Origin of the sequence: Actinoalloteichus hymeniacidonis, from assembly GCF_014203365.1 — a bacterium.
Lineage (GTDB): Bacteria > Actinomycetota > Actinomycetes > Mycobacteriales > Pseudonocardiaceae > Actinoalloteichus_A > Actinoalloteichus_A hymeniacidonis.
Window position 1 is genome coordinate 4505636 of the sequence record NZ_JACHIS010000001.1, and the last position, 22527, is coordinate 4528162.

The following is a 22527-nucleotide window of genomic DNA, read 5'->3' on the forward strand; positions in this document are numbered from 1 at the left end:
GGACGCGAACGGCCGACAGACCCCGATCGCCACAACGGCCAGCCGTCGCGGCCCCGGCTGAACGACCGAGGGCGCCTCGAACAGCACACGCAGCGGGCCGGTGTGACCCACCTGCAGGGCATCCCGCCCGAGCAGCGTTCGGTCCGCGAACACCCGCGCCGGCCGGTCGGACTCAGGACGCGCGATCCTCGATCAGCCGTACTGCCGCAGCCAGAGAATCCGCGACCGGATGGCCGGTGTCCGCCAGTTTCTGGTGCGAGGTCATCCCGGTCGTGACCAGCACACACCGAGCTCCCACGCTCTCCGCCGCGAACGCATCGTCGACGACGTCACCGATGAGGACCACCGATGCCGGGTCCATCCCGGTCCGCACCAGGTGCTCGGACAGGTACTTCGCCTTCGAGCCACCGCCCACGGTGCCGCGCAGGCCATCGACCTGCGAGAAGTACTGCACCAACTCGAGCCGGGTGACCATCTCGGTGAGCGGTTCGTGAAACCACATGGACAGCAGGGATTGGCTGTTGCCTGCCGACTGCCAGTCCCGCAGTACCTGTTCCGCGTCCTCGGCGAGCGCACAGGTGGGAAGTAACTCGTTGTACGACCCGTGGTAGAGGGCGTCGGTGCCGGACCACTCCTCGTCGCTCAGAGTCCGTCCGAGAAGTTGCTCGTAACAGGCTTTCAAGGGCCTGCTGAACACCGATCGCCAGTAGTCCAGATCGATCTCGTCGCGGGAGAAGGAGCGACAGATCGAATTCACGCCTGCCAGCACCGCATGGTTGTCGTTCAACAGCGTGCCGTTCCAGTCCCAGACGATGTGTGCTCGCACGCCGCTGCCACCCTCTCCTTGTCTTGCACGGGGGGCCGAATTCGGGCGGGTGCCCGACGACCCGGTGGCCACTCTAGGACCCGGATTCGTGCTGCCCTAGCGACTTCCACCGGTGTTCCCCACCATCCGCCGCACGACCCGGGTCGCCGCGCCCGCAGCGCGCGACCAACCTCGGTCGGCCGGTGATACCGAGGCCGGAAACCACGGGACATCGACCGACGATGCCCCGGTGGTAGTCGTAGTCGGCCACACCAGCACCGAACCCGGCGACAGGTCAATCGTGCAGCTCGTCGAGCAGCTCGCCGTCGGTGCCCTCGTTGGCGAGTTCCTCACGCACGACCTGGAACGCCAGGCCCTGTGGGTACCCCTTCCGCGCCAGCATCGCCACCAGTCGGCGAATCCTCGTGCGCTCATCCGCTCCTGCGGACGCGGAAAGCTTGCGCTGCACCAGTTGTCGTGCCCGCTCCTCCTCCGCATCCCGGTCGAGGCTCTGTGCCGCCTCGTTCGCCACGTCTGCGGCGACGCCCTTGCGACGCAACTCCTCGAGCAGGGCACGCCGACCGAGCCCCTGGTGGGTATGCCGCGACCGGACCCACATGTCCGCGAAGGCTTGATCGTCGATCAGACCGACCTCGTCGAGCCTGCCCAACACCTGCTCGATGATCTCCGGGTCGACCTCCCGACGTACCAGCGCTTGGTCCAACTCAGCCCTGGTACGCGGGCGTGCGGTCAACAGTCGGAGGCAGTAGTCCCGCGCCCGCTGGACCGGGTCGGCGGGTGCTCCCGACTGTCTTCGCTGTTCGGAGTTCTCCTCAGCGCCCGATGCGGCGGCGGCAGATCGGAACCTCGCCATCGATCAGAAGTCCACCGGAGCGGGCGATCCTGTCGCCGCATCGGCGTCGGGCTTGGCGATGATGCCGAGCTTCTCCTGGAGGCGCTTCTCCAACTCGTTGGCGATGTCCGGGTTGTCCCGCAGGAACTTGCGGGCGTTCTCCTTGCCCTGGCCGAGCTGGTCGCCCTCGTAGGTGTACCAGGCACCGGACTTGCGCAGAATCCCGTGTTCGACGCCCATGTCGATCAGCGAGCCTTCCCGGCTGATGCCCTGCCCGTAGATGATGTCGAACTCGGCCTGCTTGAACGGCGGGCTGACCTTGTTCTTGACCACCTTGACCCTGGTCCGGTTACCGACCGCGTCGCCGCCGTCCTTCAGGGTCTCGATCCGCCGGACGTCCAGCCGGACCGAGGCGTAGAACTTCAGTGCTTTACCACCGGTGGTGGTCTCGGGGCTTCCGAACATCACGCCGATCTTCTCGCGCAGCTGGTTGATGAAGATCGCGGTGGTCTTGGCGGTGTTCAACGCGGAGGTGAGCTTCCGCAGCGCCTGGCTCATCAATCGGGCCTGCAGACCGACGTGGGAGTCACCCATCTCGCCCTCGATCTCGGCGCGGGGCACCAGCGCCGCGACCGAGTCGACCACCACGATGTCCAGTGCGCCGGAGCGGATGAGCATGTCGGTGATCTCCAACGCCTGCTCACCCGTGTCGGGCTGGGAGACCAACAGCGCGTCGGTGTCCACACCCAACGCCTTGGCGTACTCGGGGTCGAGCGCGTGCTCGGCGTCGATGAAGGCAGCCACACCACCCTGGCGCTGCGCGTTGGCCACCGCATGGAGCGCGACGGTGGTCTTACCACTGCTCTCCGGACCGTAGATCTCCACCACTCGGCCGCGCGGCAGACCGCCGATGCCCAGTGCGGCGTCCAACGAGATGGAACCGGTGGGGATGACCTCCATGGGCGGACGGTCATCGTCACCGAGACGCATCACCGAGCCCTTGCCGAACTGCTTGTCGATCTGCGCCAGGGCCAGCTCGAGGGCTTTCTCCCTGTTCGGTGCGGCGGGTGCCATTGTGGGTCCCCTCGGGGTGAGTCACGGATATAGGTCGCGGGTGGGTCGAGACGATCTACAGATCGAATGCGATCACCTGGTCGATGAGTTCGGGTCCGACGCTAGAGGGTCGGACCGACAACCTCGTGGGGGTGCCGCCCCGCACGAGGTGTCAGGTTCACGAACACTCTCGCCACGGCGGACTTCGACCGTGGCGGAGTGTCAGTGCGGCGCCACCAAGGTGACGCGACCAGTGCGACCCACCCTAGACGAACATCTGTTCGATTTCAGGGAACATCACTCGATCGGGCCAATAACGCCCGCCCTACTTCTTGCCCTTGCCCTTGTCTGCGGAGTCCTCGGTGGACAATGCCGCGACGAATGCCTCCTGTGGGACCTCGACCCGTCCCACCATCTTCATCCGCTTCTTGCCTTCCTTCTGCTTCTCCAACAGCTTGCGCTTCCGGGTGATGTCACCGCCGTAGCACTTGGCGAGCACGTCCTTGCGGATCGCCCTGATCGTCTCCCTGGCGATCACCCGGGCACCGATCGCGGCCTGGATGGGCACCTCGAACTGCTGCCTCGGGATCAGCTCCCGGAGCTTGGTGGCCATCTTCGTGCCATAGCCGTAGGCGGAGTCCTTGTGCACGATGGCGCTGAACGCGTCGACCGGCTCTCCCTGCAGCAGGATGTCGACCTTGACCAGATCCGCGACCTGATCACCGGCTTCCTCGTAGTCCAGTGAGGCGTAGCCCCTGGTCCGCGACTTCAGCGCATCGAAGAAGTCGTAGATGATCTCGGCGAGCGGAATCGTGTAGCGCAGCTCGACCCGGTCCTCGGAGAGATAGTCCATGCCGCCGAGCTGGCCGCGCTTGCTCTGGCACAGTTCCATGATCGCGCCCACGAAGTCGACCGGGGCGATCACCGTGCACTTGGTGATCGGTTCGTGGACGCCACCGATCTTGCCGTCCGGCCAGTCCGACGGGTTGGTGACCTCGTGGCGCTCGCCGTCCTCCATCTCCACCTGGTAGACGACGTTGGGTGCCGTCGAGATCAGCTCCAGGCCGAACTCGCGCTCCAACCGGTCGCGGGTGATCTCCAGGTGCAGCAGTCCGAGGAAACCACACCGGAAACCGAACCCCAGTGCAGCCGAGGTCTCCGGCTCATAAGTGAGTGCCGCATCGTTGAGCTGCAGCTTGTCCAGCGCCTCGCGCAGATCCGGATAGTCGGATCCGTCCAGCGGGTACAGCCCCGCGTAGACCATCGGCTTCGGATCGCGGTAACCGGCCAGTGGTTCCGCAGCGCCCTTGCGTTCCGAGGTGACGGTGTCGCCGACCCTCGACTGTCGAACATCCTTCACACCGGTGATCAGATAACCGACCTCCCCGATGCCCAATCCCTGACTGGGCTTGGGCTCCGGGGAGATGATGCCCACCTCGAGCAACTCGTGAGTGGCGCCGGTGGACATCATCTTGATGCGCTGCCGAGGCGTGATCCGGCCGTCGACGACCCGGATGTAGGTGACCACACCCCGATAGGTGTCGTAGACGGAGTCGAAGATCATCGCCCTGGGGGGGGCGTCGTCCGAGCCGACCGGCGGGGGCACATCGCGCACCACGCGGTCGAGCACCGCGTCGACGCCGAGTCCGCTCTTGGCCGAGACACGCAGGACCTCCTCCGGCTCGCAGCCCACGATGCGGGCGAGCTCGGCGGCGTACTTGTCCGGCTCGGCCGCCGGAAGGTCGATCTTGTTGAGCACCGGGATGATCGTGAGGTCGTTCTCCAGCGCCAGGTAGAGGTTCGCCAAGGTCTGCGCCTCGATCCCCTGCGCGGCATCCACGAGCAGGATCGCGCCCTCGCATGCCTCCAGCGCTCGCGAGACCTCGTAGGTGAAGTCGACGTGGCCTGGGGTGTCGATCATGTGCAGCACATGGTCGGTGCCGTCGAGCTGCCACGGGAGGCGCACGTTCTGCGCCTTGATGGTGATGCCCCGCTCCCTCTCGATGTCCATCCTGTCGAGGTATTGGGCTCGCATGGAGCGGGCGTCGACCACACCGGTGAGTTGCAGCATGCGGTCGGCCAAGGTGGATTTTCCGTGGTCGATGTGGGCGATGATGCAGAAGTTCCGGATCCGTTCCGGAGATGTGAAGGTGGTGTCGGCGAACGTGCTCACGAATTGGATTCCTCGCGCGGGTGGACGGGGGACACCCCATCGTCGCACGCGACGGGGTCCGCACCGCGCGTCGCAGGGGTTCTCAGGCCGATGAGACGCAAACCGACGGACACCGACACCCACCGGACAGGTCCGACTGCACAGGCCGGCCATTGGTGAAAGCCGCGATGGCGGTCGAGATTCCACCGCGGCACCGCCGCCGAGGCGAGCCCGACCGGCGAGCCGAGAAGACGATCAGGTCCCCTTTAGGGTGAACGCCGTGACTGACGCCTATACGAATCGCCCGCACGATCTCCACGGCGAGGTAACCGAGATCCCCACCCGGCAGGGCGCCACGCGGCTTGCCTATGCGCCCAACCTCGACGGCCAGGCCGACCCCGGTGAGATCGTCTGGACCTGGGTTCCCTACGAGGAGGACCCGAACAAGGGCAAGGACCGGCCGGTGCTCGTCGTCGGGCACAAGCGCAACCGCGTCCAGGGCTTGATGCTCTCCAGCAAGGAGCCCGACCACTGGGAGGAGCACGACTGGTTCGAGCTCGGCGACGGTCCGTGGGACAGGTCCGGTCGGGATTCCTACCTGTGCTTGGACCGCCTCTTCGAGTTCGATGAGGAGGACATCCGCAGGGAGGGCGCCGTGCTCGACGGTGACCGCTTCGTCCGCGTCGCGGTGGAGCTGCAGAACAGGTATGGCTGGGAGGCCGGTTCGGCCTGATCGCCGGTGGTGCGGCGTCCCCTCGCAGCACTCGATCACTCCTCGAGTCGGTGAGAGGACGCCGCACTGGCTCAGCGAACCTCGCCCGTGTGTACCTCCAAGGCCGCCCGCACCGCGGACTCCAGCGCACCCTCGATCCAGGCGGGCTTGATCGAGGTGTGGTCGCCTGCGAAGTGCAGCGGCCCCTCCGGGGTACGCACCCCCGGCTGCAGGCGGCTCAACTGACCGGCGGTGAGCACCGCGGCCTCACCGAAGGCATACCGGTTGCGCAACCAGCTCTGAGTCTGGCCTGCACCCGTGTAGAAGACCTCGATGCGGTTGCCGTGCACCTGCTGCATGCCACGCAGTGCGTAGACGTACCGCTCGTCGTCGTCCATGGAGTCCCAGCGACTGGCGTCGGCCGCCCACACGTAAGCCGCGAGCACGACGCCGCCTGCACTGCCCGGCACCGGATGTGAGGGGTAATAGATGAAGCGGTTGGGATTGTCGGTCGCAGATCCGCCGCCGAAAACATGATCGGCAGGCCGTGACTCCGGGTCGTCGGCCTGCCGATGTTGGGCGTAGAACTCCTTCTGACGCGCCGGAATCGCGCCGGAGTCCACCGACCTGGCCGCACCCAGCCAGTCCGTCGTCTCCGTCACATCGCGACCACGTGCCTGATAACGCTCATAGAGGCCGGGGCTGATCGCGTCGAGTTCCCGCCGCCAGTCGGCCTCGGTGAACTCCCACCAGCGCCTGCTGAACTCCAACAACACCTTGGACGCCGAGTCGTAGTGGATCTCGATGACCGCACGCCGCTTCTCGTAGGACATCAACGGCTCGACCTGCACATGACGCAGGCTCGACAGCGGCAACGTCACGATCGCGACATCGGCGGTGAAGGCTTCTCGCTCCGGGAGCGCCTCGCCCGCGTCGGATTCGTCGCCGCCGATCTCGCTGGTCGTCTCCACCCACACCGAGGGCCTGCCGGGACCGACGTTGTCGGTGGCGGATTCGGGCCTGGCCGGGTCGTAGTACTCGATCCGCACCGCCCGCCGATTCATCCTGATCTCGTCCGCGAGCCCCGAACGCAGTGCCTCCGGAAGCTGCCAGCTACCGCCGTCGAGCTCCCAGTACGTCGCGGTGGGACTGATCAACGCCAGACCACGGAAGCTGTGCACCAGGGACAGCGGCAGGCGCGAGGTGACGTTCTGCAGGGTGCCGATCGCATCGACGGTCGCATCGCTGAGCCGCGCCTCCTCGCGGAGGTAGCGGTCCATGCTGTGTCCGTCGAAGTCGTAGATCAGCCGCGCCCAGCCCTCGACCAGTTCGGCGATGGGGCGGTCCACCCGAACGCCGTCGGGCCCGATGTCGGAGTAGTAGTCGCGCAGCGGGTCGACCGCCGCGTCGAGCAGAGCCCCCGCGGTCGTGGCGAGATCGCCCTCCGGCACACCGAACCCGGCGTTGATGGCGGTCGGATCGGCCGCGTACTGCGCGCGGCGAACCCGGGTCCCGTTGGTGTCGAGCCAGGTGTTGGACGCCGCATCCGGCGGGCGGAAGTCGGTGGTCGCCGGTCCACGGCGCCACACCTCGCCCTGGTAGGAGCGGTATTCGACCGCGGGCAGCGGCGCATTCTGGTTACCGGTGCCCGGCACGACGTCGACGTTGAAGAACAACCGCCTGCTCAGGCCGAGTTTGTCGGAGAGCGCGAGCGTCAGCGGATGGAAGTCGGGCAGCCGCATCGCACCGGCCTCGGCGTACTGCCTCGGGTCCCGGAACGGCGAGTTGCCACCCGCGGAGTCGGATCGGAAGGTCTTGATCCGTCCACCGACCCGGTTGCCGTTGGCCTCCAGCACGGTCACCCGATGGCCTGCCTGCTTGAGCAGGGTCGCGGCCGCCAGGCCTGCGATTCCCGCTCCCAGGATCAACACGTTCTTCGGATTGGACGTCCTGGGCAGCCCGTCATCGATGAGGACCTTCAGATACTCGATCTTGAGGTCCTCGTTGTCCGGGCCGACCACCAGCAGGTCCCTTGCGACCTGTAGGCAGCGGGCCCACCTCTCCGGGTCGTTCCCGGGCGGTTGGGCACGTAGGGCTCCCACGCTCGCCGGTACGCTCGCCGGGGATGCCTGGGCGCCGAGGCCGGTCATCGCGCCCAGCGCAGGCACGGTCCCTGCCACGCCTGCGGCCTTTAAGAACGAACGGCGACCTACCGTCTTACCTGGCCGTGGTGCACTGTCCATGAGGACTCCTCGCGGCTGTCGGGTGCGCGATCGGAACGATCACGCGATCACCGATCAAGGTCATCGGTGGCTACCGACACTCAGCGCACTACAACTCCCCATTCGCCAACGGTTTCCATCATGTCGAGCGAATGCGACAGGACTCTCCGTGATGATCAAGGGGCGACGGGAAGCGATACACCCACCGACATCCCCCCGTTGGGAACGGGCTCGACCATGACCCGTCCGCCGTGCGCGGCCACGGCCGCCCGCACGATCGACAGACCCAACCCCGCTCCGGATTGAGCGGTCCGTCCGGTGCCGCCCCTGCTGAACGGCTCCAACAGCTCGGCGACCCGTTCTGCGGGAATCACCGGTCCGGATGCCGCGACGGTGAGTCGGGCATTCTCCGCGTCGCTGTCCGCGTGCACCCTGATCCAGCCCTCGTCGACGTTGTGGCGGACCGCGTTCTCCAACAGGTTGCCCGCGACCCGCTCCAGCAGGGCCGGATCGCCCATCACCAACACCGGTTCGGTGTGCATCGTGACGTCGAGTCCCCGCGAGGCCGCCTCGGTGCGAGCCGACCGCCAGGCGCTCTCGACCACCACCGCGAGATCGACCGGTTCTCGCACGGCGAGGCCGACGGCATCGGTCTTGGCCAACAGCAGCAGTGCCTCCACCAGCTGTGCCGCGCGGCGGGTGGCGTCCTGGACCACGGCGGCCATTCTGCGCAGTTCGGCGACGTCGGCATCAGGATCGGCCAACGTGACGTCGAGTTCGGTTCTGATCACCGCCAGCGGGGTGCGCAGCTCGTGGCTCGCGTTGGCCACGAATCGGCGCTGCGAGTCGAAGGCCGCCTCCAGCCGGGCCAACATCTCGTCGAAGGTGTCGGCGAGTTCGGCGACCTCGTCCCGAGCCCCCTCGAAGTCGATGCGCTCACCGAGCGACTCCGCAGAGAGCCTGCGGGCGGTGGCGGTGACCCGATGCAGCGGCGCCAGCACCCGACCGGTGATGGACCAGGACAGCGTCAGAACGGCCAACACGACGCACAGGAAAGCAATGGCACCGACCTCGAGCACCTGCTCCCGCGCGTTGTCCCGAAGCGCGTCGGCGAGTTGAGCCGCCTCGACGTCGACTCCGTTGACTCGAATCAGGTTTCCCGGCGGGTACTGCGGTACCTCGGTCAGGACCTCGCCGACCAACAACCAGCCCAGCCACAGGAGAATGCAGCTGACGGCCGCGACGAGCCCGGTGGCCAACAGGGTGATTCGTGCGCGCAGCCCGAGCCCCCGGCGACGGACGGAGCCGATCACCGCGTGGTGAATCCCGGTCCCGCCGTCGTGTCGGGCCCGTCGGCCTTCTCCACGGCGGCGGCAGCGGTCGGAACGCGGTATCCCGAGCCCACCACCGTCTCGATCACCCCGGGGTCACCGAGCTTCTTACGCAAGGTCATGACCGTGACACGGACCGTGGTGGTGAACGGGTCGGCGTTCTCGTCCCACACCCGCTCGAGGAGTTCCTCGCTGCTGACCACGGAGCCACCGGCCGACAGCAACACCTCCAGGACGCCGAACTCCTTGCGCGTCAGTTCGATCTGCCGATCGGAGCGCGAGACGTTACGGGAGGACGGGTCCAATCGGAGGTCCTCGGCGACCAGCACCGGCGGAGCGGCAGGCGTCGAGCGACGACCCAGGGCTCTGATCCTCGCGACCAGCTCGGCGAACGCGAAGGGCTTCGCGAGGTAGTCGTCGGCACCTAAGGACAGCCCTTCGACCCGGTCCTCCACCGCGCCGCTCGCCGTCAGCATCATCACGCGCGTGATGGCCCCGGACTGCAGGATCTCGCGGCACAGCGAATCACCCGACATTCCGGGCAGATCACGGTCGAGCACCACGACGTCATATCTGGTGATCGCGGCCTTCTCGTGGCCCGACTCCCCGTCGTACGCCGTGTCGACCGCCATGCCTTCTCTTCGCAGTCCCCTGGCGATCGCATCGGCCAGTGGCTGCTCATCCTCAACGACCAGAATCCGCACGACTCAACCGTGCCATACGAACCTGAGAGAAAACTGTCCAACCCGTCGAGCGAGTCGGCTGGTCCACCGAGGGACAACCGCCGATACGGCCGCCGAAGCAGGCACATGACCTGCGACGACGACCGACGGCACCCGAGCAGCGGACACCCGGGCCTCGGGTGTGGTCAGCGGAGGCCGGGCATTGGGACTTTCGATGTCTAGAGCTCCCTCGCCACGACGGAGGAGACGGCGGGCGCCGGTTCGCCGATACGGTCGGCGGCCCACTCGGTGATCCGGCGGGCGATGTCCTGTGCCGTCAGCCCCAACTCGGCCAACACCTCCGACCGAGAACCGTGGTCGAGGAACCGCTGGGGAATGCCGATATCGCGCAGCGGGACATCGAGATCGGCGTCCCGCAGTGCCGCTGCCAACGACCAGCCGATGCCGCCGTGCCTGCCGCCGTCCTCGACGGTGACCACCAGCCGGTGGTCCCGGGACAGCTCGACGAGTTCTGCGGCCACCGGGGTCACCCATCGAGGGTCGACCACCGTGACGCCGATTCCCTGGTCCGCCAAGCGGCGGGCCACCTCGACACACATCGGTGCGAACGCGCCCACCGCGACCAGCAGGACATCCCGCCGCTCGACGACCGCCGCCTCGGTCGCCGCGGCTTCGGCCTCGGCAGCCTCGTCGACCGTGCTGTCGGTCTCGGCGTCCTCGGCCGCCCGCGCCTCGTCGGACGGTTCGTGCAGTACGTCGACCGTGCCGATACGCCGCACGGCGGGCAGCTCGTCGACGACCGCGCCCTTGGAGTACCGGATCACGGTCGGGCCGTCGGTGACGTCGACGGCCTCGCGCAGCTCCTCGCGCAACGTCACCGCATCGCGCGGGGCGGCGACGCGGATGCCGGGCACCATGCCGAGCATCGACATGTCCCACATGCCGTTGTGGCTGGCCCCGTCCGTGCCCGTCACCCCGGCGCGATCCAGGACCACCGTGACGGGCTGCCGGTGCAGGGCCACGTCCATCAACAACTGGTCGAATGCACGGTTGAGGAAGGTCGCGTACACGGCGACCACCGGGTGCAGGCCGCCCATGGCCAGGCCCGCCGCCGAGGTCAGTGCGTGCTGCTCCGCGATCCCCACGTCGAAGCACCGCTGTGGGTAGGCCGCCGCGAATCGGTCGAGACCCGTCGGGCCGAGCATGGCCGCCGTGATGGCGACGACGTCCTGGCGTTCCTTGCCGATGTGCACCAACTCGTCGGCGAACACCGAGGTCCAACTGGTGCCCGAGGAGGCGCTGGTCGGCTGACCCGTCACGGGGTCGATCGCGCCGGTGGAGTGCATCTGGTCGGCTTCATCGTTCTCGGCGGGCGCGAACCCGTTGCCCTTGCGGGTGACGGCGTGCACGATCACCGGACCGCCGAATGCCTTGGCTCGGCGCAGTGCCGCGTCCATCGCGCCGAGGTCATGCCCGTCCACGGGTCCGAGGTACTTCAGACCCAGGTCCTCGAACATCACCTGCGGACTGATCGCGTCCTTGAGGCCACGCTTGGCGGCATGCAGTCCGGCGTACAGCGGACCACCCACCATCGGGATGCTCTGCAGGGTACGGCGGCCGCTCTCCAGCGCGCGCTCGTAGCCGGGGCGCAGACGCAGCGAGGACAGGTGCTCGGCGAAGCCACCGATCGTCGGCGAGTAGGAGCGGCCGTTGTCGTTGACGACGATGACCAGCGAACGACGTTGCCCGGCGGCGATGTTGTTCAACGCCTCCCAGCACATCCCGCCGGTGAGCGCTCCGTCGCCGACCACGGCGACCGCGTGCCTGCGGGCCCCGCTGAGCTGGAACGCCTTGGCCAGGCCATCGGCGTAGGACAACGCGGTGGAGGCGTGGCTGTTCTCGACGAGGTCGTGCTCGCTCTCCGCCCTCGACGGATAGCCGGACAGTCCGTCACGGAGCCGAAGGCGATCGAAGCCCGCCTGTCTTCCCGTGAGGATCTTGTGCACGTAGGCCTGGTGTCCGGTATCGAAGACGATCTTGTCGTGCGGCGAGTCGAAGACCCGGTGCACTGCCATCGTCAGCTCGATCACGCCGAGGTTCGGTCCGAGATGACCGCCGGTGCGCGACACCTTGGTCACCAGGAACGACCGAATCTCCTCGGCAAGCTGCTCCAGCTCCCCGAGTTCCATTCGCTTGAGGTCGGCCGGGCCATGCACGGACTCCAGCAGTGTCACCACTCCACCTCGCTTCGATACCGACTGCCCACGTACCGGGCCGCCGTGTCTTGTAGGTCCGCGATGTGACCATGCGGCGCGGGATAGTCTACGGACCGGTAACCATCCCGGCTTCGACGGCTACTCACCCATTGGGCTCGTCGAAACGCGCTCCGTCGTCAGATGAAGACGTTCGATTCCCCGCCCGGGTTGCCCCGTTCGGGTTGTGGCTCCCGATCATCCGATACTCCGAGTGTCTTCGCATGTCCGCAACGAACACTCGACACGGGGTAAGCGAGGCCGCCGCTCGGCATGCTCGGCGGCCGGGCGCAGCCGCCGAGGCAGGGTCTGGCGACCCGTGGCGGCGACGCATGACGACAGACGGGTGACTCCGGGGCCGCTGTAGTCGTGCCCTGGCCCGCGCGCGGCGGCTCGGTGCGGCGCGTCGATGCGTGTCCATGCGAAGCTGCCGACCGCAGTCGATCGACGTGAGCGAGCCCGGCCCGCTCGACGTGAGCGGCCGGGCCGACGGCTGGATCGCCTGCGCCGCCGCCCCGCACCCATCCCCCAGCGGATGGCTCACGAGAGGCGGCCGCAGGCGGCCCCGTCATCGGCCTCCGGTACCGACCGTGTCCTCGATCCTTGGAACAGGCTGGTTCAGGATTCCTTCGCGATCGGTTCGAGGAGCGCGATGCACTCCACGTGGTGCGTCATCGGGAAGGCGTCGAAAGCCCGGATCCGCTGTAGGCGATACCCGGCCTCGGCGAACAGTCCGACGTCCCTCGCCATCGCGGCCGGGTCACAGGCGACCAGGATCACCCGTCCCGGAGCCGCAGCGGTCACGGCCTCGACGACCGCCCGGCCCGCCCCCTTGCGCGGCGGATCGAGAACCACCACATCGGGCCCGACCGCGATGCCGTGCTCTCCCCTGGCGGCCGCGGCCCCGTTCGAACCGGCCAGTTCGGGGCCCGCCAGCAGCACCTCGACCCGGCCGGAGTGGAACCGCACCTGCGGCTGATCGGCGAGCACCTGGATTCCATCCCGGACCGCACGTCGGGACGATTCGACCACCTCCACCGCTCCGGTCGGGCCCACCTGCTCGGCCAGCACCGATGCGAAGAGGCCTGCCCCGCCGTACAGGTCCCAGGCGATGCCTCCCACGGGCGCCTGGGACCACTCGGCGATCACGGCTGCGAAGGCGTCGGCGGCCTCGGGGTGCACCTGCCAGAAACCGTGCGCCGCGACACGCCACTCCCGGCCTGCAGCGTGTTGGACGGCCGTGCCACCGGTGATCTGCCGTGCGGGTGCGCGCCGACCGGGCGAACCGGGGCTCGGCTCGCTCAGATGCAGGGTCCCCGTCGAGTCGGTGGTGACCTCCAGCTCCGATCGCGCTCGCCAGCGCCGGTTCAATACCTCGTCGAGGGAACCGGGCACCGCGATCGGACAGGACTCCAGGGGCACGATCCGATGGCTGCGGTGCGCTCGCAGTCCCGGCCGACCTCGGTCGTCGATCGCCAACCGGACCCGACTCCGCCAGCCCAGCGCTCCGCCGGGCAGTTCCTCGACGACCACCGGCCACTCCAGGCCTGCGATGCGGCGCAGTTGCTCCTCGACCACCTGCGCCTTCAACAGGCGCTGTGCGGCCGGGTCGACGTGCTGCCAGTCACAGCCGCCGCAACCGCCCGGTCGGGCGGCGGTGCAGGGCGGTTCGACCCGGGCAGGCGAGGGCTGGAGCACCTCGACCGCATCGGCACGGCAGAAACTGCCGCCGTTGTCCTCGGTGACGGTCACGATGACCTTCTCGCCGGGAAGAGCGTGCCGGACGAACACCACCCGCCCCTCGTGACGCGCCACGCAGAACCCGCCGTGGCCGGGGTTCCCGACCTCCACCTCGAAACGCTGGCCGGTCCAGTCGACCTTCGCGGCGCGCTCGCCCGCTACCTGCGTCGATGTCGACGAGGGAGAGGCGGCGGATGGCCGCGAAGATGGGGATTCAGCAGAGAGGGTCATCCGCGCTCCCGACGATCGTGCTCGGCCTCTGAGATGTCCAAACCGCGCCGAGCCCGTCCCGGTGCGGAGCCTGCCCGGCCTGCGACGCGCTGGGAGGAGGCGAGTTGCCACGGAACACTGGTGACCATGACTCCCGGCTCGAACAGCAATCGGCCTTTCAGCCGCAACGCACTCTGATTGTGCAGCAGGTTCTCCCACCAGTGTCCGACGACGTATTCGGGGATGAACACGGTCACGACGTTTCGAGGGTTGTCGGTACGAATTCTTGTCACATAGTCGAGCACTGGTTTGGTGATCTCCCGATAGGGCGACTCGATGACCTTCAGTGGCACCTGGAAGTTCTCCTCTTGCCAACGACGGGTCACCACGAGGGTATTGGCCTCGTCGACGTTGACGGTAACCGCCTCCAGCACGTCGGGGCGGGTCGCCCGGGCATAGGCCAGCGCGCGCAGTGTGGGGCGGTGCAGCTGCGAGACCAGGACGATCGCGTGGTTGCGCGAGGGCAGCACGGTGTCGCCCTCGTGTTCGGCCAACTCGGTGGCCACGCGGTCGTAATGCCGACGAATACCCGTCATCAACAGGTAGAGCACCGCCATCGCCGCGATTGCGATCCAGGCTCCTCTGAAGAACTTGGTGACGACCACGACGACCAGCACGATCGCGGTGGTGACCAACCCGACCATGTTCACCACCTGCGCCCGACGCATCCGCCGCCGCACGACCGGGTCCTTCTCGGTACGCAGCAGGTTTCGCCAATGCATCAACATGCCGCTCTGACTCAGGACGAATGCGACGAAGACCCCGACGATGTACAAATGGATCAAATCGGTCACCTCGGCGCCGAAGGCGATGACCAGCAGGATCGCCGCTGCGGCGAGGAAGATGATCCCGTTGCTGTAGGCAAGCCGATCGCCTCGGGTGTGCAACTGCCTCGGCAGGTAGCGGTCCTGCGCGAGGATCGACCCGAGGACGGGGAAACCGTTGAACGCGGTGTTCGCGGCGATGGCGAGGATGAGTCCGGTGACGGCCAGCAGGAAGTAGAAGGCCAGCGGGACACCGTCGAACACTGCATCGGCGATCTGGGCGACCATCGTGCGCTGTTGGTAGCCCTCCGGCGCACCCAGGAGCTGCGTGTCGGGGTTCTCCGCGACCTTGACGCCGGTGAGCTGGGCGAGCATCAGCAGTCCGGCGAACATGCTGACCGAGAGCACTCCCATCGCCACCAGGGTTCGCGCCGCGTTGTGGGCCTTGGGCTTACGGAAGGCGGGCACACCGTTGCTGATGGCCTCGACGCCGGTGAGGGCCGCGCTACCCGAGGAGAAGGCCCGCAGGACGATCAAGAGCATCGCGATGGCGGACAGCGGCTCGGCAGGTTCGGCGAGATCGAAGCCCGCGCTCTCCGCAGGGATCTCCTCGCCTCGGATGAAGACGCGGTAGAAGCCGAAGGCGACCATGCTCAGCATGCCGACCACGAAGGCATAGCTGGGGATCGCGAACAGGATTCCGGTCTCTCGAATTCCTCGCAGGTTCAGTGCCGCGAGGACCACGATCGCCACGACCGCGAAGGCGACCTTGTTCTCCGCGACGAACGGGACGGCGGAACCGATGTTGGCCGCCGCCGCCGAGATGGAGACCGCGACGGTGAGGATGTAGTCGACCATCAGCGCGCTGGCGACGACCAGCCCCCACCGCCTGCCGTGGTTGACGGCGGTCACCCGGTAGTCGCCGCCCCCGGACGGATAGGCGTAGATGTTCTGCCTGCTGCTCGCGATCACCGCGGTCATCACGATCACGACGGCCAAGCCGACCCAGGGCGTGAAGGCGTAGGCGGACAGCCCGGCCACCGACAGCATGAGGAGGATCTCCTCCGGCGCGTACGCCACGCTGGACATCGGGTCGGATGAGAAGACGGGCAGTGCGATCCGCTTCGGCAGCAGGGTTCGAGAGATGCGGTCGCTGCGGAACGGGCGTCCTAGCAGGAACCGTTTCGCCGCAGTCACGAGCTTGGGCACCGACCGAGCGTAGGCCGAATTTCACTGAGATGGACCAACCGAGCGCTGTGACGGCATCGCGATGCGCCCGACGGATGCCCCTGCGGCGCCGAAGGGTCGACCGACTTCACCTCCGATTCACGGCCGACTCCGCTGGACCGATCAAGTCGACTGCTCGCCGCATCCTGCACGGACGCACCGTAGCCACCCGGACACCCGAGGTCGGCTCTGCGGCGGAGCACGCGGGAATCGACCGATCGGCCCGACCGATCACCTCCCACCGCTCGACTGTTCGGTCGATCGACTCGGTGGCATTGGGCTGGGTTCACCCCTGGACCGGCGGTAGCGTTCGGTCCGACCGAACGAGAAGGGGACGGCCGTGCATGTCGTGATCATGGGTTGTGGTCGGGTGGGAGCCTCGTTGGCCACCGCCCTGGACCGGATGGGTCACACGATCGCGGTGATCGATAGAGACGGCCAGTCGTTCCGGAGGCTGGGCAGCGGATTCGGCGGCGACCGCGTCGTCGGATACGGCTTCGACAGAGACGCGCTCATCGAGGCGGGTGTGGACCGCGCGAGTGCCTTCGCCGCAGTCTCCAGCGGAGACAACTCCAACATCATCTCGGCCCGCATCGCCAAGGAGACCTTCGGCGTCGAGCACGTGGTGGCCCGCATCTACGACCCGAAACGGGCCGAGGTCTTCGAACGCCTCGGCATCCCCACCGTCGCCGTGGTGCCGTGGACCACCGACCGATTCCTGCGGATGCTGCTACCCGACGGAATAGCCACCGCCTGGCGGGATCCATCCGGAACCGTCGCCGTGGTGGCGCTGCCGCTGCACGAGGGCTGGGTCGGGAGACGGATCGTCGATCTGGAGGACGCCACCCACGCCAGGGTCGCGTTCGTCATGCGGTTCGGCACCGGAGTCCTGCCCGATGGCAGAACCGTCATCCAGGCGGAGGACCAGGTCTACGTCGCGGCTCTGTCCGGCACGGTCACCGAGGTCGCTCAGGCCGCCAGCACACCTCCCGAGGAGAGCGACTGATGCGGGTAGCCATCGCGGGAGCCGGAGCTGTCGGCCGCTCCACCGCGGCAGAACTCGTCGATGCAGGTCACGAGGTACTGCTGATCGAACGGAATCCGGCCAATGTGCTGCGGGCCGGATTGGAACAGGCGAGTTGGGTGGTCGCCGACGCCTGCGAACTGGCCTCCCTGGAGGAGGCCCGGCTTCAGGACTATCAGGTGGTGATCGCCGCGACCGGGGACGACAAGGTCAACCTGGTCGTCTCTCTGCTGGCCAAGACCGAATTCGCCGTCCGGCGCGTCGTGGCCCGGGTCAACGATCCGCGTAACGAATGGTTGTTCGACGCAGGATGGGGCGTGGACCGAGCGGTGTCCACCCCGCGCATCATGGCGGCGATGGTGGAGGAGGCGGTGAGCGTCGGCGACCTGGTCCGTCTGCTCACTCTGCAAGCCGGTCAGGCCAATCTCGTCGAGGTGACGCTGCCCTCGGACACACCGCTGGCAGGCAAACCCGTACGCACCCTGCGGCTGCCCTCGGATGCGGCGTTGGTCGCGATACTGCGCGGTCCACGGGTGATCGCGCCGCGCCCGGACGATCCGTTGGAAGCCGGTGACGAGATGCTCTTCGTGGCGACGGTGGAGGTTGAGGATCAGATCCAGGAAGCGCTCTGCATCACCGGATCCGATCCGCGAACCTGATCCCCGGTGGCCGCAGCCTCGACATCGGCTCGGCCACCGGACTACTTCTCCGAGTCGTCGAGACGGCCCGTCTCACCCGTCGTCGCGGGCTCCGTGGCATTCGTGGGCTGCTGCTGGGCCTCGATCTCCTCGAGGATCCGGCCGGAGCGACGCACTGCCCAGATGGTGACCAGCACGGCGACCGCGGTCAGCGGGGTGCCCATCGCGATGCGGGCGATACCGAGCCAGCCCGTCTCGTCCGCGTCGTAGAGCTGACTCTGCACGACATACCGCGCGATGAAGAAGACCGTCCAGACCACGGTGGCGATGTCATAGGGCACGCGGGCCCTGGGGACCTTGCGCCAGGCGAAGCCGGAGCCGTTGAGAGCGGACCAGACCACGCCCACCAACGGCCACCGCACCAGCAGCGAGATCAAGAACGCGCCGCCGTAGACGAGACTGGCCCAGATGCCGAACAGGAAGAAGCCACGGGCCTCACCTGTGCGGTAGGCGATGAAGGCGCACAACGCCACGCCCAGCACGCCCGACACCGCAGGTTGCAAGGTCTCCTTGCGGACGATCCGCCAGACGGCGATGGCCACGGCCGCGCCCATCGCCGACCAGATCGCGGGCGTCAGGCTGGTGACGGAGTTGACGACCACGAAGACGATGATCGGGATGACCGAGGACACCAGCCCCGACATCCCGCCCATCTGTTCGAGCATCGTGGGCGTGCGGGCCTCGCCGTCATCCGCGTTGTTGTCGTTCGGGATGTTCACGTGCCTCCGGGGTGATCCGTGGTCGTCGTCACCGTGGGTTGTCTGAGTTCCGAGTTCGGTCATCCGCTCGTCTGCAACTCGTAGTAGGGGTTGTACAGGACCTTGTGCCCATCCCGCTCCGAGATCCGACCCCAGGCCCGCAGATGGCGGCCCGGTTCGATCCCCGGAATGCGACGACGACCCAGCCAGATCAGCGTCACGCCCTCGGTCCCGTCGAACAGCTCCGCCTCCAGGGTGGGTGTGGCCGTGCTCGGATGCAGGGCCACCGACCGCAGCCTGCCGAGGACGGCGGCCCGTTCACCGGAACAGCATTCGCTGGCCTTACGGCACCCGGACTCCTCCGCGCGGCGGGAGAGCTCGTCGGCGTCCAACTGCTCGTCGTCGGAGGTGAACCGCCGAACCAGCCGACGCCAGTAGCCCTCGCCTCGACCGGCAGTCATCACACGCTCCAGTCCAGTGGAAGCAGACCGGCGGCCCGATCCACTTCTCAGCGTAACCAGGGTCCGGCTATCGAAAAACCAACCTGACACATCCGCGCAGATAACACCACTATCGAGTGCGGTCAGCGGCCTGCCTGGCGACGCTGGGCGATCCCCATCTGCTGTTGGCTGATCTGGGTCTGCTGACCGCCTGCCGCCTGTTGCTGCTGCGCCTTGGCCTGCTCGAGGTGCTGGGCGAGGCGCTCGGGAAGCGTGATCGGCAGCGGGGTCCGCACCGGCATCGGGTTCGGTCCACGAACCACGACGGTGTCACGAACGACGTCATACAGCACCCGCGCCAACTCCGGAGCGTGATCGTTCGGGCCTGCGGCGACCCCTCGCAACAACCACCGTGGTCCGTCGACACCGATGAACCGCATCGTCACCTTGGGCGAGGCCGCGAGAAGTTCGGTGGACCACTCGCCCTGCTCCTTGCGAACCCGGGTGCCGTCCTTGCCCAACTGCTCGGCCAGCTCGTTCTTCACGTCGGCCCAGAGCCCGCCGCTGCGGGGTGCGGCGAACGCACTCACCGTCAGCCTGCCCAGGCCGGTCACCATGTGCACGGCCCGCACCGGGCCCGCCGGATCGAGTTCGAGCTGGATCTTCGCCCCACTCGGCACCGGGATCTGAACGGAGCCCAGGTCCAGTCTGCTGAGTGAATCGCCTGCGGGAGGCTTCTCGTCGAAGGGCCCCCACTTCTCGGACTCGTCCTCCGAGCCGATCTCCTCGTCGACGTCGCTCTGCCTGGACTCTCGACGGCGGCCCCAACCGAACATGTGTCAAACCTCCGTCTCGTCGCGGGCGCCTCCCGGCCCCGACACCTCAAGTAGTGCATGTCCCCCGGTGGAGCCGTAGCCACCGGCACCTCGCTCCGAGACCGGTAGCTCGGTGACGTCGGCCACCTCGCGGAACACCGCATGCTCCACCCGCTGCACCACCAGCTGGGCGATCCGATCAAGCCTGTCGAGCTCGATCGGATCACGCAGGTCGTGGTTGATCAGGCACACCCTGATCTCACCTCGATACCCGGAGTCAATGGTGCCAGGAGAGTTGACCACGCTGAGTCCGACACGAGCGGCCAATCCAGATCGGGGATGAACCAACCCGACGAAACCCACGGGCAGGGCAATGGAGACTCCGGTACCGACCACGGTCCGCTCACCCGGCGCCAAGAACACATCGCTGGTCGTGACCAGATCGACCCCGGCATCGCCGGGTTGTGCGTATTGGGGAACGGGCACGCTCGGATCGAGTCGGGCCAACAACACCTCGACGGCTGCCACGAGCGGCGAGACTACTCTGACCACGTGACCGACAGCGCGGGTACGGCCCCCTCCGAGGTCGCGGCGACACGCGACCGCACCGACAGTGTGATGCCGATCTTCCAGGAGCGCCTGCGAGTGAGCTGGTGGGCCTGGCCGCTACCGCTGCTGGGCGCGGGACTGATGGCCATGCAGGTCCACATGGGCAATCCCGGTCTCCGGGCCTGGCTGCCCTATGTGGTCTTGATGCCGCTGGCCGTGCTCGGCATGGTGTGGCTCGGCCGGGTCCGCGTCCGCTTGAGCAGCGACGAGATCCACGTCGGGAAAGCACATCTGCCGCTGCGGTTCGTCGGCGAGGTCGAGGTCGTCACCTCCGACCAGAAGCGCAAGGCGCTGGGTCCCGAGCTCGACCCGGCCGCCTTCGTCGTACACCGGCCCTGGGTGGGCCCGATGTTGTGGATGGAACTGACCGACCCTGATGATCCGACGCCTTACTGGTTGTTCAGCGTGCGCGATCCGGAGCGATTGAAGGAATCGATCTTGAAAGCGAAGGCGGGCGAACTCGCCGCTGTCGCAGAAGGATCCTAAGCGCGGACGAATACGGCACCGGAGTCCTGCCCCGGTGCCGCCGCCGTGTTGATATTCATCCCTTTCACCGCATGCCCCGTTCGTTTCCCACGGAACGGGCCGTGCTCAGAAAGCGCAGTCTCGACAGACGTACTGCCCGTCTCGCTGGCTGGCGAGCCTGCTGCGGTGATGCACGAGGAAGCACCTCGAGCAGGTGAACTCGTCTGCCTGCTTGGGCAGCACCTTGACCGTGAGCTCCTCGCCGGACAGGTCCGCACCTGGCAGCTCGAAGTTCTCGGCGCTTTCCGATTCATCAACATCCACAGCCGCGGACTGCGCCTCGTTACGCCGTGCCTTCAGCTCTTCGAGCGAGTCTTCGGCGATCTCATCGGACTCACTACGTCGTGGAGCGTCGTAGTCGGTCGCCATCGTGTTTCACCCCTGCGATCAACGGAGACATGTTTCATGTCGCTGGAGAACGTCCCAGCTCCCCAATTCGTGCCCACCTCCGTCGGTGACGGAGATCTCGATCCACCCGATCAGTGGTAGCGAGCTCCTCGGCATCACACCGATTCACATCGACGATCCCACGCTGCGGAATCGCCTCGCCACCCGCTGTGAACGGGTTCGTCATACCGGGACGTCGCTGCCCCTGCGGCGGGGCGAGGGTAGCCCACGTTGACGCGAATCGCGCACCGGGTCACCCTGGGCGACCGTCACAGATCGACACCGATCGGGCATCTCGCCCTCCGGCGCCCACGACCAGCGGGGTTCTCAGCATGATGCCGACGTCAACAACGCGCCCGCTGCGGGCATTCCGCCTGCCTACGAGCACCCCGGTGAGACACCGGGCACAAACTCGAGCCGCAAGTCGACCCGAACGGCCCAGCCGTGGGGCGCGCGCAAACGAGAGGACATAGGCTAGGAATCCGAAAGCCCGCCCGCCTCTGCGGTGGGCTCGGCGCAACGGGGAGGCCGGCAGACCGTGGCTGAGGGCAGCGCTGTATCTGGTGGACGGGTGCCCAGATATCGACGTCGCAGACCACTTCCCGCATTGATCTTGCTGGCGGTTCTGGGCCTGGCGGCGGGCTATGTCTGGACCCAGGTCTTGGCACAGGCGGACGACATCGAGGCGGCCATCCGCTGCAATCCGCCCGCCGAGGTGACCGGCGGGCAGGACGAGGAGCCCGCTCCCGAACCGGGCGCGGTGCAGGCGAGGGACACCCTCGACGAGACCGAACCGCTGCCGCCGTCGGAGGTCTTCGTCACAGTCCTCAACGCCAACGGGGCGCGCAATCAGGCGACGCTGGTGGCCACAGAGCTCGACGAACTGGGCTTCGAGCAGGCCGAGGAGCCCGCGAACGATCCGGTCTATCCGGCCGAGGACATGGACTGCTACGGGCAGATCCGTTACGGCCAGAGCAGTACGAGCATGGCCCGCACGTTGAGCCTGGCCGTGCCCTGCGCCGAGCTGATCGACGATGGACGCGAGGAACAGACCGTCGACTTCGCGGTGGGCGACCGTTTCACCGACGTGAGCCCGAACTCGCACACCAGGGAGATCTTCGACCTGATGGCGGGCTCCGAGATGGAGGAGGCGGCGGGCGATGGCGGCGAGCAGGCCGCCGCCGCCCCGATCGAGATCTCCAACGATCTCCTCGAGGCCGCTCGCGACGTGCACTGCTGATCCACTCCCGACCGCCCGGCAGCCGTC

At 67.4% G+C, this 22527-nt stretch carries 20 protein-coding genes; 5 read left to right on the plus strand and 15 right to left on the minus strand.

All coding sequences use genetic code 11. The features are described 5' to 3' along the window. Positions 1–172: 172 nt before the first annotated feature. The 4 genes from BKA25_RS18725 to lepA all read right to left on the minus strand — a co-directional run bounded on the left by BKA25_RS18725 (position 173) and on the right by lepA (position 4884). Positions 173–826, minus strand: coding sequence for an HAD family hydrolase (locus BKA25_RS18725; RefSeq protein ID WP_069847939.1), 654 nt, complete (start codon positions 824–826; stop codon positions 173–175). 274 nt (positions 827–1100) lie between these two features. Continuing rightward, positions 1101–1679, minus strand: coding sequence for a regulatory protein RecX (locus BKA25_RS18730; RefSeq protein ID WP_084642724.1), 579 nt, complete (start codon positions 1677–1679; stop codon positions 1101–1103). Positions 1680–1682: 3 nt separating this feature from the next. Then, a complete protein-coding gene (gene recA / locus BKA25_RS18735) occupies positions 1683–2732 on the minus strand; it encodes a recombinase RecA (RefSeq protein ID WP_069847937.1) in 1050 nt (349 codons plus the stop codon). A gap of 304 nt (positions 2733–3036) precedes the next feature. Continuing rightward, a complete protein-coding gene (lepA, locus tag BKA25_RS18740; RefSeq protein WP_069847936.1) occupies positions 3037–4884 on the minus strand; it encodes a translation elongation factor 4 in 1848 nt (615 codons plus the stop codon). A gap of 259 nt (positions 4885–5143) precedes the next feature. On the opposite strand from lepA, the gene BKA25_RS18745 reads away from it, so the two are divergent. After that, entirely contained in the window at positions 5144–5596 is a 453-nt protein-coding gene (locus tag BKA25_RS18745; protein WP_069853431.1) for a type II toxin-antitoxin system PemK/MazF family toxin, read from the plus strand. A 71-nt stretch (positions 5597–5667) separates the two neighbouring features. Here the strand turns inward: BKA25_RS18745 and BKA25_RS18750 are convergent, their stop codons facing one another. From BKA25_RS18750 to BKA25_RS18775, 6 genes are all read right to left on the minus strand, one after another. Next, on the minus strand, positions 5668–7755 hold the full coding sequence (locus tag BKA25_RS18750; RefSeq protein WP_216637807.1) for a flavin monoamine oxidase family protein: 2088 nt from the start codon (positions 7753–7755) through the stop codon (positions 5668–5670). A 218-nt stretch (positions 7756–7973) separates the two neighbouring features. Continuing rightward, the gene (locus tag BKA25_RS18755) at positions 7974–9110 is read right to left on the minus strand and encodes a sensor histidine kinase (RefSeq protein WP_236750567.1); all 1137 of its coding nucleotides are present in this window, start codon (positions 9108–9110) and stop codon (positions 7974–7976) included. Further along, entirely contained in the window at positions 9107–9832 is a 726-nt protein-coding gene (locus tag BKA25_RS18760; RefSeq protein WP_069847932.1) for a response regulator transcription factor, read from the minus strand. Before BKA25_RS18760 ends, BKA25_RS18755 begins: the two co-directional genes overlap by 4 nt. Positions 9833–10029: 197 nt before the next feature. Then, the gene (gene dxs, locus BKA25_RS18765; protein WP_069853429.1) at positions 10030–12045 is read right to left on the minus strand and encodes a 1-deoxy-D-xylulose-5-phosphate synthase; all 2016 of its coding nucleotides are present in this window, start codon (positions 12043–12045) and stop codon (positions 10030–10032) included. A 636-nt stretch (positions 12046–12681) separates the two neighbouring features. Next, positions 12682–14034, minus strand: a complete 1353-nt coding sequence (locus BKA25_RS18770; RefSeq protein ID WP_157421002.1) for a class I SAM-dependent RNA methyltransferase — start codon at positions 14032–14034, stop codon at positions 12682–12684. After that, positions 14031–16046 carry an APC family permease gene (locus tag BKA25_RS18775; RefSeq protein WP_069847929.1) on the minus strand — a complete coding sequence of 672 codons (2016 nt, stop codon included), beginning with the start codon at positions 16044–16046 and terminating at the stop codon, positions 14031–14033. Before BKA25_RS18775 ends, BKA25_RS18770 begins: the two co-directional genes overlap by 4 nt. 358 nt (positions 16047–16404) lie before the next feature. Between BKA25_RS18775 and BKA25_RS18780 the strand changes: the two genes are divergently transcribed. Continuing rightward, positions 16405–17070, plus strand: coding sequence for a potassium channel family protein (locus BKA25_RS18780; RefSeq protein ID WP_069847925.1), 666 nt, complete (start codon positions 16405–16407; stop codon positions 17068–17070). Continuing rightward, entirely contained in the window at positions 17070–17747 is a 678-nt protein-coding gene (locus BKA25_RS18785) for a potassium channel family protein (RefSeq protein ID WP_069847923.1), read from the plus strand. Before BKA25_RS18780 ends, BKA25_RS18785 begins: the two co-directional genes overlap by 1 nt. A gap of 41 nt (positions 17748–17788) precedes the next feature. Here BKA25_RS18785 and BKA25_RS18790 read toward each other — a convergent pair whose 3' ends face one another. The 4 genes from BKA25_RS18790 to dut form a co-directional block, all read right to left on the minus strand. Next, the gene (locus BKA25_RS18790; protein WP_375791890.1) at positions 17789–18499 is read right to left on the minus strand and encodes a DUF3159 domain-containing protein; all 711 of its coding nucleotides are present in this window, start codon (positions 18497–18499) and stop codon (positions 17789–17791) included. 65 nt (positions 18500–18564) lie between these two features. Next, positions 18565–18945: an OB-fold nucleic acid binding domain-containing protein gene (locus BKA25_RS18795; RefSeq protein ID WP_069847919.1), complete on the minus strand. Its 381-nt coding sequence runs from the start codon at positions 18943–18945 to the stop codon at positions 18565–18567. A 122-nt stretch (positions 18946–19067) separates the two neighbouring features. Next, positions 19068–19760, minus strand: coding sequence for a DUF3710 domain-containing protein (locus BKA25_RS18800; RefSeq protein WP_069847917.1), 693 nt, complete (start codon positions 19758–19760; stop codon positions 19068–19070). Between the two features lie 3 nt (positions 19761–19763). Beyond that, a complete protein-coding gene (gene dut, locus BKA25_RS18805) occupies positions 19764–20267 on the minus strand; it encodes a dUTP diphosphatase (RefSeq protein ID WP_069847915.1) in 504 nt (167 codons plus the stop codon). Positions 20268–20357: 90 nt separating this feature from the next. Here dut and BKA25_RS18810 point away from each other — a divergent pair, with 90 nt between their 5' ends. Next, positions 20358–20834, plus strand: a complete 477-nt coding sequence (locus tag BKA25_RS18810) for a DUF3093 domain-containing protein (protein WP_069853428.1) — start codon at positions 20358–20360, stop codon at positions 20832–20834. A 105-nt stretch (positions 20835–20939) separates the two neighbouring features. Here the strand turns inward: BKA25_RS18810 and BKA25_RS18815 are convergent, their stop codons facing one another. Then, positions 20940–21242, minus strand: a complete 303-nt coding sequence (locus tag BKA25_RS18815; protein WP_069847912.1) for a DUF4193 domain-containing protein — start codon at positions 21240–21242, stop codon at positions 20940–20942. Between the two features lie 589 nt (positions 21243–21831). Here BKA25_RS18815 and cei point away from each other — a divergent pair. Beyond that, the gene (gene cei, locus BKA25_RS18820) at positions 21832–22500 is read left to right on the plus strand and encodes an envelope integrity protein Cei (RefSeq protein ID WP_069847910.1); all 669 of its coding nucleotides are present in this window, start codon (positions 21832–21834) and stop codon (positions 22498–22500) included. The last annotated feature ends 27 nt before the right edge of the window (positions 22501–22527 follow it).